The 10753-nt window shown below is 44.2% G+C and carries 9 protein-coding genes; 4 read left to right on the top strand and 5 right to left on the bottom strand.

The annotated features are described in order from the left end of the window. Positions 1-125: 125 nt before the first annotated feature. Positions 126-275 (bottom strand): hypothetical protein, encoded by a 150-nt coding sequence (locus tag FVR03_RS24215; RefSeq protein ID WP_187270006.1) that lies wholly within the window; start codon positions 273-275, stop codon positions 126-128. Continuing rightward, positions 257-2068, bottom strand: a complete 1812-nt coding sequence (locus FVR03_RS01875) for a M61 family metallopeptidase (RefSeq protein ID WP_255474022.1) — start codon at positions 2066-2068, stop codon at positions 257-259. Before FVR03_RS01875 ends, FVR03_RS24215 begins: the two co-directional genes overlap by 19 nt. A gap of 356 nt (positions 2069-2424) precedes the next feature. On the opposite strand from FVR03_RS01875, the gene FVR03_RS01880 reads away from it, so the two are divergent. From FVR03_RS01880 to FVR03_RS01890, 3 genes are all read left to right on the top strand, one after another. Continuing rightward, positions 2425-3027, top strand: coding sequence for a C40 family peptidase (locus FVR03_RS01880; protein WP_147920063.1), 603 nt, complete (start codon positions 2425-2427; stop codon positions 3025-3027). Between the two features lie 441 nt (positions 3028-3468). Further along, positions 3469-3843, top strand: coding sequence for a hypothetical protein (locus tag FVR03_RS01885; RefSeq protein WP_147920064.1), 375 nt, complete (start codon positions 3469-3471; stop codon positions 3841-3843). A 797-nt stretch (positions 3844-4640) separates the two neighbouring features. Further along, entirely contained in the window at positions 4641-5072 is a 432-nt protein-coding gene (locus FVR03_RS01890; RefSeq protein ID WP_147920065.1) for a DUF2147 domain-containing protein, read from the top strand. A 133-nt stretch (positions 5073-5205) separates the two neighbouring features. On the opposite strand, the gene FVR03_RS01895 is transcribed toward FVR03_RS01890, so the two are convergent. Continuing rightward, positions 5206-5667: a hypothetical protein gene (locus FVR03_RS01895; RefSeq protein ID WP_147920066.1), complete on the bottom strand. Its 462-nt coding sequence runs from the start codon at positions 5665-5667 to the stop codon at positions 5206-5208. Between the two features lie 665 nt (positions 5668-6332). Here FVR03_RS01895 and FVR03_RS01900 point away from each other — a divergent pair. Beyond that, entirely contained in the window at positions 6333-8516 is a 2184-nt protein-coding gene (locus FVR03_RS01900; RefSeq protein ID WP_147920067.1) for a T9SS type B sorting domain-containing protein, read from the top strand. Positions 8517-8597: 81 nt separating this feature from the next. Here FVR03_RS01900 and FVR03_RS01905 read toward each other — a convergent pair whose 3' ends face one another. Together FVR03_RS01905 and FVR03_RS01910 are read right to left on the bottom strand one after the other, a co-directional pair. After that, entirely contained in the window at positions 8598-9107 is a 510-nt protein-coding gene (locus tag FVR03_RS01905) for a hypothetical protein (protein ID WP_147920068.1), read from the bottom strand. A gap of 429 nt (positions 9108-9536) precedes the next feature. Further along, a complete protein-coding gene (locus FVR03_RS01910; RefSeq protein ID WP_147920069.1) occupies positions 9537-10163 on the bottom strand; it encodes a cytochrome c oxidase subunit 3 in 627 nt (208 codons plus the stop codon). Between the last annotated feature and the right edge of the window lie 590 nt (positions 10164-10753).

The following is a 10753-nucleotide window of genomic DNA, read 5'->3' on the forward strand; positions in this document are numbered from 1 at the left end:
TTTACATAAAGTACAACATAAGCTTAAGGTAAGCTTTTACCCCCTGTTAAGCAAGTAATATTCCTATTTTAACCCTAACTTTACCCTTCCTTTCTGCAGCTGTACATAGACACGGTTAAACAATGCTATACCTGCTCCTGCCCCAACATTTCTTTAGCTGATTTTCTTTTCCCGCTGCCATTAAGGCTATAAGTTAAATGGAGCGGCACCTGGTAAAATCCGGGTGCCGCTCCTGCTGCTGTTTTTTTGCGATAGTCTACTTCAGGTGTAGCCACTTCTCGAAGAGCTGCTGTTGCTGCGAAGTTGGAGCTTCTACACGCTCAAAACGGTAGCGAACGCTTTCATCTTTCAGGAGCAGCACCTCAAGTGTCTGCAACTTTCCGCTTCTGTTCACCAGTACCTGCACCCTGTCGCCGAGTTCATAATTAGCCAGTGCCGCTGTTACTTCGTCTGCTGAGGCTACCCGCGTGCCTTCTATGGCTAGTAGCTCGTCCTGCACGTTTATGCCTGCCTGCCAGGCGCTGCTGCCTCTGGTAAGGCTCCGTACAATCAGCTTGCCATCAGAAGGCGAGGCAGTAGCACCCCAGTTCACCTGGTTGTTACCGGCATTCAGGTTAACCAGTTGCAGGCCTGCTGCTTCAAAAATGCAGTTGTAGTCGGGGGTTTTGGTGCCGTTTATGTAGTCTCTGAAAAAGTCGTCCAGTTTTTTGCCTGCTACCAGCTCAAGTGCTTGTTTTACCTCCTGTTCGGTATAGCCACGGTTTAGCTGCTTGTAGTAACGGTTGTACATATACTGCATCACATCGTCCAGGTTTTTGGCTCCGTTGGTGGCATTCATCAGCTCCATGTTCAGCAGATGCCCCAATACAGTGCCTTTGGTGTAGTACGAGACTTCGGTGTTCCTGGAGTTCTCGTTTGGCCGGTAGCTCTTGATCCAGGCATCGAAGCTGGCTTCGCTAACCGTCTGCACTTTGTTTCCGGGCGTGTTCTCTACTGCATGTATACTCCCCGATACCGTATCCAGGAACTTCTGGGGTGTGATGATGCCTGCCCGCAAGCAGATAACATTGCTATAGTAGCTCGTGAACCCTTCGGCTACCCAGAGCAGCGTTGTGTAATTTTCCTGGCTGTAGTCGAAGGGGCCTAATGGCTCTGGCCGTAGCCGCTTTACGTTCCAGAGGTGAAAATACTCGTGCGCCACCAGGTTCAGAAAGCCGTTGTACCCGCTTTCGGTGCCATAGCTGGTGCTGGTTGTTTGCAGGGTAGTTGAGTTGAGGTGCTCCAGGCCTCCCCCGCTCCGTTGCAGGTTGTGCACAATAAATACGTATCGCTTAACCGGCAGCTCCCCGAATATGGCAACAGCTGTTTCCGTTACCTTCTTCATGTCGGCGAGCAGGCGGTCTGGCACAAAATTGCCAGGGCCGTACATGGCTACCTCGTGTGGTACACCGGCCGCCGTAAAAGTCAGTACCTCGTGGTTTCCAATTTCCAGCGGAGAGTCGGCCAGCACGTCGTAATCAGGGAAAGTGTAGGTGAAATTACCGGTGCTGGTTAACCCCGTAGACACTTTGCTCCAGTCTTTGTAAGGCTTCACCACCAGTTCGCCACTTTGCTTCTGGTAGCCTTCCGGATACATAAAAACACTTGTGCCGTTTACATACCCATGCGAGGCATCTATGAAACTGGTACGAACGGAAAGCTCAAAAGCGTACACCTTGTACTTAACTTTAACTTCGGAGGCTTTCTGAGAGTAAACCCGCCAGGTGTTTTTGTCTATTTTTTCGGCCCGGAGGTTTTTACCAGCTTTGTCGGTAGCCACAAAACCTTCTACATTTTTCGGGAACTCGCGGATAAGGTATGAACCCGGAGCCCAGACAGGCATTTTATAGTCGATGTGGCCTTTACGGCCGGTTCCCTTCAGGTGTAGTTCTACCTCGAAATAATGTGTGTGTGGCTCCGGCATGGAGAGCGTGTACTGCAGTTCGGCTGCCAGCGCAGCAATGCTTTGGTACAAGCTTAAAAAGGCGACGAGAAGGCAGGTAAGTAGCAGGCGCTTTGGTGCAAGCATGATAAGAGTAGTGAGATTAGATGCGTGTAATTTCGCTTAAACAATGTGTAAACAGGCATTTTACAACAATTTTTCCTTTTATACAAAACGTCTTCCAGCTTTGCTGCCTCTACGGGCTGTAAAACCCGTCTAATTCTATAAAAACATGTCGTTCAACCTCTAAATACATACCATTGATAATCAACCAATTGCAAAATGAATTTAATTTGTTTGGCATTGATTTAGGCTTAAGGTAAACCATTTCTGGTGCAATTTATGTTATAATGCTACACGTATGCAGTTTATGGCTTTTGCAAGGCAGCATAGTGTCTGAGTTTTTGAGCGAAAGTCTTTGCATTTCACCAAACCCTGAACCTATGAAAAAAGTAACGATTGTTGTGTTATCGCCTGTTGTTCTGCTCCTGTTTTTTCTGACTGTGGCAGAACCACGTACCACCGATGCCAGCTGGGTCGACGATGGACTTGAAACAAGTTACCTGAACGAAGAGCCAACAACAGAGGCTACAGTAGGTAAAAGATATAACAGCACGGAGTTTACAAAAAATAAAAAGGCACCTAAGCTACCTGGAGCAACAGACGAAGCATTAGTTACCTACGCGCTAAGCCTGCTTGGCAGCCCTTATCTTTATGCAGGCATGTCAGAAGAAGGTTTCGACTGCTCTGGCTTTACCACCTATGTTTTTGAACAGTCTGGCATTGCCATTGGTCGGTCTTCCTCGTTGCAGGCCGAAGAGGGCGTAGCAGTTTCGAGAGAAGAGGCGCGGCCCGGCGACCTCGTCATATTTACGGGCACAAACAAACACGACCGCACGCCAGGCCACGTCGGCATTGTTATCTCATCGCCCGGCGATACCATTTCCTTTGTGCATTCATCTTCGAACGGAGGTGTTAAAATAAGCCAGGTAGAGGGCTCCGGCTACGACGACAGGTTCCTCGATCTCAGAAGAGTAATGGAGTAAATTGATGTTCCGGGGGTGCGCACCCTTGGCCCCATTTAAGCAAAAAACCTTTTGGAGGGCGTTTTCATTAGAAGAATCTGATGAGCGCCCTTCTACCGTTTCTACAGCTCTAGTAGGTAATCTATAAACTAATCGGCTTTTTATCGTACACCTACTTAGTGCCGCGCCAAATAATAAGCAGAAGTGAGAAATTCTTATGGCGCGATATTTCTCGCTCATGGCTACTATTCAGGGGCCTCAGGCCGTTTAGGAATGTATACCGGAGCAAAACCATTTTATAACGTATAAGTTGGAGAAACACTAGCTGCTACGTTCCGTTTTTACAAGGTAAAGGGCCTGCAAACGCTGATATGTTTGCCTTTAGCAGAAACTTTTTTGGCACCTGCACGCGGCGAAGCAGCCAGTAAGAATTTTCGGAGACACACCCTAACCCATAGAACTATGGTACACCCCTATGTTGTAAACACCATAAACGCCTTGGTGCTGCTTATTGCAGGTCTAACAGCTTATTTTGTAACCAGAGCTCCTGCCCCGGCAGCCCTGCTCGCCCCGGCTTTCGGTGTAGCCCTGCTGGCCTGCACTAGGCACCTGCGCAAACACAACCAGTTCGTAATAAACACAGTTACCGCCTTAACTTTAATAGCCGGCTTTACCTTTCTGCTTTACATCGATTTTGAAGGAGGTTCCTGGAAAATAAACGACATGCTTTACCTCCTGATGGGCATCAGTTGCTTTGTGGCGGCTGTCTTTTATACCGGTACCTTTTTAAGTGAGCGCCGCAAAAAAGACAATACTATTTATAAAGACGATTTATAAAAAAGAAAAGCCTGACGTACCCTTGGGTACATCAGGCTTTATGAATCCTACTTAATCTTAACAAGCAGCTCTTTTGTAAACTTTTATACAGAAGAACTATCCGAAGACTAAAGGCAACAGTTACTGCATAAGCAGCATACACTGCTTACTAAGCCGACTCACCTTTTACGTGAATACTATTACCTTGGCTTACTAAGACTTGTGTGGGATTAGACATAGCACCTCCTTTCTCTTTAGTCCGACATAAACCCTGAGCGATTTCCCTTTAAAACAGTTTAGGTTGATCAGATTCAGAGCCGTAGCACTCGCTACCTTCATTGTACTAAAGGTAAAATATTACAGATAAGTTCACAACTATAAAGAAAGTTTTTTATAAATATTTTTACCCGCAAAATCGACCAGAAACCATACTAGTAGGCTCAGATAGCACAAATTATATAATCGCTTCAAAATCAATAAGCTACAAAGAGCAGGCACTAAATTAAACCTACCTCCATTTCTGGCAAGCCTATTGCTTCTCTTCTTAATTGCTTCTAAACAGGCTCTGGAAGTGCTGGTAAAAGATTATGAGGAATAAGACGTGGGCACTGCAGCATTGAAAGTTTTATTATAAGAATCTGTTCTGCTAGACTAAATTATAAGATTTCGGGCTTTATGTAGCTAATGAACGTTTGTTATTCTTATTTTGTAATATATTGCGTCTTAATTATGGCAGGCGCAGCTACAAGTAAAGCGTTCATTCTATATATTTACATTTAAAACGTATCGTATTTTAACCTAAAACTACATGCTTTAACATGAGAAAGAATTTATTTGTACTTGCTTTTCTCTTTTTGATCTCAGGTTATGCCTGGTCGCAATCGGTATCCCCTACAGGTATCTGGACAAACGAGGAAGGCAAAGCCCGTTTTGAGATATACCAATGCGGCGATAAGCTTTGCGGAAAAATTGTAACCTTAAAAGAGCCTACCCGAAACGGCAAACCAAAAATGGATGATAATAACCCCGATAAAAACCTGCGGAACCGGCCACTGCTAGGACTTGAGTTCTTGAAAGGTTTTGAATATACTGGCAACAACAAATGGGACAACGGCACTATTTACGATCCTGAGAGCGGGAAAACTTACTCTTGCTTTATGAAGTTGCAAGGAAAAGATAAAATGGAAGTAAAAGGTTATATCGGAATTTCGCTTATAGGCAGGTCCCAAACCTGGACAAGAATAAAATAAAATAGGAGAAGGTTAGCATTATTGCTAACCTTCTCCATTTTCAACCCTTTACATTTTTATTAACTGATTTAAAATGAAAAGGTTATCTATATTAGCTTATTTTTTTAAGAGCAGGACGCAAATTTTTAACTAATTAAAAAACCTGCGTTATTCTGTATTCTTTGTCTCTGAAAACAAACGTATCGCCGGATGTTTTACCTGCCATGGCTTTGTAGATCGGCGACATACCGGAAATGGCAAAAAACGACTCTCCGTCTATTTTCAGCTCTCCCAGGCTTACCCCAATAAAATAGTTCTGTAAGTCTGTCATAACCACAGCGCCTAACGTTATGTCGCTGTTCTGCTTGGTGGCATTTATCCGCTTAAGTAAACTCATGGTGGTAATTAACTCATCTAGTTGGCGGGCGTACATGTCGCGTTGTATCTGACATGCCTCTCTAAAAGATTCAAATCTGTCTTCCATTGCTCCCTGGTGCTCATTAGCACTTTCCTGTGCATCATCCATTGCCTCTTTAGCGGCTTGTATCTGCACATTGAGCAATTTGGAACTCTCCTGCAAGAGCCTTTTCTTTAATTCTAGTTCTTGTGTAAGCATGATTCCTGTTATAAGGCAAAACATTAAGTATAAAATAAGTGGCACCTCAGAACAAGATCCCACAGAAGTAACAGTAGCAAGCGGTTGCTATAATACCACCTTTTACCAGGCAGACTGGCAACTTTGGCTGGTGCAATGCACTCTTAAAAACACATCAAAATTACTTTCCCGGAGTAATAAACAACAATGCATAGTTATCTTTCCGGAGAAAAAGCAATTGCGAAACGCCAACCAATGATAGTGCCGGTGCTCTGAGGCTTCAGGCAACAGAACAGATAATTTTTGTAAATGTTTTTACTTTTTCCTGGGTATTCAAGACCGGTTAAACGGAAATAACCAGCATTAGTTTTCTTTTTTTAACCTTAGCTGTTGCCTTCCTCATAACCCAGTAAAACAATTCAGGGGGCAATAAATCTGAACCACTCCATTTCCAGCATCCAATTTTTCTAATGAAAATGCCCTCCAGAAGGAAACTGACTTAAATGTTGCCAAGGGCCCACCAAGCCATTGCTTAATAGCAGATGAACCAAACTGAACGGAAGAAATAGGTGAAGCTAATAAAGAGAACAGGTGCCGTAAGATGTATGATTATCTATCTTTTAAATTCCACTATTTTAGGCTATATTGAGTCACGATAGTACATTCAGCTAGATGTTGGTGCCGGTATGAAAAAGCGTTTATTCCTGTTAATCTATTTACTTGTTGTAGCGTTAGGAGCCTCGGCCACACATATTGTTGGTGGTGAATTCGAACTCAGGCACCTGGCAGCTTATAATTACCGCCTCACCCTAAACTTGTATTACGATGAAGTAAACGGTGACCCTGCGGCTATTGATCCTGTAATATCGGTTGGGATTTTTGAGAAGGCATCTAACAGACTAATGATGACCAGGCAAGTCAGCATCAGGTCGCGATCTAATGTACCTTATACCAACATAGACTGCACTGTAGGGCAGCTTAAAACAGGCAAAGTAGTTTACCACGACGATATTGTGCTGGACCCCAGCCTTTTTACGCACCCTGACGGTTATTATATAGTGTACGAGCGGTGCTGCCGTAACAGAACCATTAATAATATTATTAACCCCGAAGCAGCAGCCAATACATTTTACATGGAGTTTCCGCCGGTGGTGCGCGATCGGCAAGCCTTTAGGAATTCTTCGCCCGTGCTGTTTCCGCCGCTAAGCGATTATGCCTGCCGCAACGAACTTTTCTACTTCGATTTTGGTGGCACAGACCCTGATGGCGATTCGCTGGTATACGACATGGTGACGCCTCTGAATGGGTCTAGCAGCCAGTTTAACCCTGCCCCTCCCCCTTCTCGCGCACCACACAGCACTATTATGTGGCAAGCAGGTTATAGTCCGGCAAGCCAGATACTGGGGTCACCGCCCGTGAACATCGATTCCCGAACTGGTCGGCTGGTGGTGCAGCCAAGTGCTGCCGGCTTATATGTTTTTGGCGTGCGCTGCCAGGAATTTAGAGGAGGCCGTAAAATTGGGGAGGTAAGACGCGATTTTCAGTTGCTGGTACTGAACTGCACCCGCAACGAACCGCCCAAAATATTGGCAACAGAGCGTGGTACCAAAAAATACTATAACAACGGCGAGGTACTGCAGATTAGCCCCTCCAGCCAACGTTGCATCGATATTTATTTTACCGACCCCGACCCGAATGAGCCGCTAGAGTTTTTTACGCGTCCTGTCAATTTCACCGACAACTCTTTTACTGTAGAGGGTAATACCTCGGGCATGGTGAATTCTGGCAACGGAGCCGACACCCTTACAGCTACTCTTTGCTTTCCGCTTTGTTACGACACACAAGGCAAAATTTATGAACTAGACTTTATTGTGCGCGATAATGGCTGCAGCCTGCCAAAACTAGATACTCTCCGGCTCCGGTTCCTCGTAGAACCACTCCCCGATACGCCACCCTCTCTCTCACTTTCCACACCCGACCGGGTATTTGAGGTTGAAGATGGAGGGGTTATCGCCTTTAATGTAACCGGTAACGACCCGGATCAGGATGTTATTTCGGTAACGGCGGCAGGTGTGGGTTTTAATCTTAATTCCCAGAAAATAACATTTGCTCCTAAAACGGGAGTTGGCCCTCTTACATCTGCCTTCAACTGGGAATTAGATTGCCAGGCAATGAAACAAAAGTCGTATCAGATTGAGTTTTTGGTTACCTCCGAGAAATGCGGGAAGCAGGTAGTTACCAAAGAAGTGGTAGAAGTAAGAACCCGCTACGACAACTCACTCCCTATACTTTCAAGCGACCAGACAGCCCGGGTGTTTGAAATGGAACTGAACCAGGAAATGGAAGCTAACTTTTTAGGAGAAGATATAGATCTGCACGGATTGGTGCTCGAAGCCGTTGGAGTTGGCTTTAACTTAGCTGATTACGGGATGACATTTACGGCAGTGAACGGCAATGGCAATGCTACCGGTAAGTTTAACATGGTGGCTAACTGCGAAATTTTTGAACAGGGCGCGGTGCGGGTAGATTTTAACCTGCGGGAAGATGCCTGTGTTGTTTCTCCTGTTCAGACCATAAAACTTGAGTTTAAAGTTAAAGTACCGGACATTTCAGAGTTTTTACCATCGAATATATTTACGCCAAACGGTGATGGCAAAAACGATTTCTTCGGTATGCCTACCTTACCGGCCAATGTGTGCACCGGCAGTTTTCAGAATATTACCATCTTTAACAGGTGGGGCAAGGAGGTGTATAGCAGCACAGAGCAGGATTTCAGGTGGGATGGGAAGCATGTAAATGCAGGCGTTTACTATTACGTTATCGACTACCGAACAAATAAGTTTAAAGGCTCCGTAACCTTGGTTCGGTAGCTTAACTACTTCTGGAGTACAAGTTTACCAACCAGAGTTTTACAAGCTAAAGCTCCAGCAGTTTAATAGATTGGGCTACTGTTATAGCTGCTCTGCTACAAGGGGTACAGCTTCTTTTTCTTCTTTTATATACTGGTAAATTAAGTTAGCAGCGCTTTCAAGCAAAGGGAAATCAGTGGTTCGCTCCTGGCACCGTTTCATATCGAAATGGCAAAGGCTGCCAAATGGGTTCCCATGTTCATCTTTGATTAAAACACCACAGTACGATAAAACCGGAGTTATGATAATTCCTTTTAAACGCGCATCCTCCTGTACATCTAACACCTCTAAGGTTTGTCTTTTTTTAAGTAAGGAGCAATAGGTGGCGCTCAGGGGGGCATCTTCTCCTTTTTCAGTGTTAGGGTCGTACTTATCGTACATGCCTATATTAAGTAGCTTGTTGCCATCGTACCGGTAAATGCCCGAATACCTGTGCGGTGTCCGGCTATTTAGAAAACGAAGCGCTCCATAAATGCCCTTGGTATCAATAGCTAACTTAAAGGCCTGAAGTTCATCAGCAAAATTATCAGTGGAGGGTGTAGTAATGGTCATCTTTATATAAACAGATGTTCTGGTGGTTTGTTGCGAGGTAAAGCTCCTTTTTAACCTGAAAATAATTTTTTTTCACCTGCTATTTTTAATCTTATAGAAAATGATGGACCGCTCCTTCCATCATAGCTTTACTACCATAGAATAAGCCTAATGCATTCATTTCTGCTGAAAGGAAGTGCTGAATTGGCAGCATGTACCAATACACAGGAAGTAACTAGTTAAAAACTTTGTGTTATTAGTTGAACCTTGCAATAACCAGAAAGGCCTTTCAGTTATAAGTTGCTCAACTACCTGCTGAAACCTGGGCTTCTCAAAAGAATGCCCAAATGAATTGATGGCGAGGTCAGGATGCAACACAGGAACTCCGTGGCTTCTATAGGCAACCCTGCTTGTACACATACCAGGGCCTAAAGTAACCGTGAACAGTTTCTACATCAGGAAAAGAAAAACAAGGTAAAGTCCGAGCCAAAGGAAATCCATGAACTGCCAATAAGTGGTGAGCATGCTTAGTTGCAGACTTCGGTACGGGTCCCGGATAAAGATAAGACTTCTGATATCGTCGGTTATAACGTGGGCGGTTTTAAAGAATAGGTACGAAAGGAAAATGATACCACCAGCCAGGTGCAGAATATGCAGCGCCGATATCAGGTATAAATAAGTGCCGGAGGCTTTGCCGGTAAAGTAAACACCTGAAGCAGACATTTCATTCCAGCCAATAAACTGTGTTACAATAAATGCTACGCCCAAGCCCAGTGTAAGGCCCAGGTAGCGGGTCATTTTACGGAGTTTATCTTTTTTGTAATACCGCGACACTTTGCTGATAGTGTAGCTACTGAAGAGCAGAAGTAAGGTGCTTACCGTAAACAACTTCGGCATCTGAAAGCTCTGCACACTAAACCCACCCGTACGGATAAAAGCGATTACCAGAACAAAAAACAGTACCCCTATACCTATCATACTCAAATACAACAGCATCCGGATGGGATGCATTTTCTCGATTTTGCTGAAAGCTGACCGCTGCCTCGAGTGTACCTTATTTTTCTTATCCTGATCCATTTTAACCTAAAGGGAATTACCTGTTTTTAATTTGCCGCCAAAGGTGCATACCTATACTATTCGTTTGCTACTTTATACCTGTTCTGCTTATGGTTAGTTGTACTAAACCTCATTAAATATCGGCCGATTTTCAAAGATTACCATATTACTTTTTTAGTTCTGGTTAAAAGTAGAAAAATATAAAATATCCTATACCAATTTGGCACTGGCGATCTTGTCTGCCACTGGTTCTTCTCCTGCTGATGTACCTGCCTATAGCTTTCTTTCTGCCAAAGTATTTAAAAAAGCTCAAACTATTAAATCGTTAACTTGCCGATTCTGCAGTATATGAGCAGGTAATATAAATTTAAATAAAGTAAGACAATCTACAACCTCTTAACAGCCGGAACTTGAGAAATTGCGTTAGTACAAATAAAACAAACTACTCAGGCTCATGTTTAAAAATATACTTTTTGCATTACTGTTAGCACTTGTGGCTATTAGTACAAACGCTCAACGCAACATAAGTTATACAAACGATAACAACTAGGTCTTCGTTGGGTACGGAGTGCCCACAATGAAGGCCGGGTTGTACTTAACCGGTGCTTTGC

The sequence above is a fragment of the Pontibacter qinzhouensis genome, from assembly GCF_008017455.1.
GTDB classification, from domain to species: Bacteria; Bacteroidota; Bacteroidia; order Cytophagales; family Hymenobacteraceae; genus Pontibacter; species Pontibacter qinzhouensis.

Bases quoted from the DNA above. Each gene is read 5' to 3' on its own strand.
- FVR03_RS01900 (WP_147920067.1), top strand. From the start codon at position 6,333: ATGAAAAAGCGTTTATTCCTGTTAATCTATTTACTTGTTGTAGCGTTA.
- FVR03_RS01910 (WP_147920069.1), bottom strand. From the start codon at position 10,163: ATGGATCAGGATAAGAAAAATAAGGTACACTCGAGGCAGCGGTCAGCT.
- FVR03_RS01890 (WP_147920065.1), top strand. From the start codon at position 4,641: ATGAGAAAGAATTTATTTGTACTTGCTTTTCTCTTTTTGATCTCAGGT.
- FVR03_RS01875 (WP_255474022.1), bottom strand. From the start codon at position 2,068: ATGCTTGCACCAAAGCGCCTGCTACTTACCTGCCTTCTCGTCGCCTTT.
- FVR03_RS01905 (WP_147920068.1), bottom strand. From the start codon at position 9,107: ATGACCATTACTACACCCTCCACTGATAATTTTGCTGATGAACTTCAG.
- FVR03_RS01885 (WP_147920064.1), top strand. From the start codon at position 3,469: ATGGTACACCCCTATGTTGTAAACACCATAAACGCCTTGGTGCTGCTT.
- FVR03_RS01895 (WP_147920066.1), bottom strand. From the start codon at position 5,667: ATGCTTACACAAGAACTAGAATTAAAGAAAAGGCTCTTGCAGGAGAGT.
- FVR03_RS01880 (WP_147920063.1), top strand. From the start codon at position 2,425: ATGAAAAAAGTAACGATTGTTGTGTTATCGCCTGTTGTTCTGCTCCTG.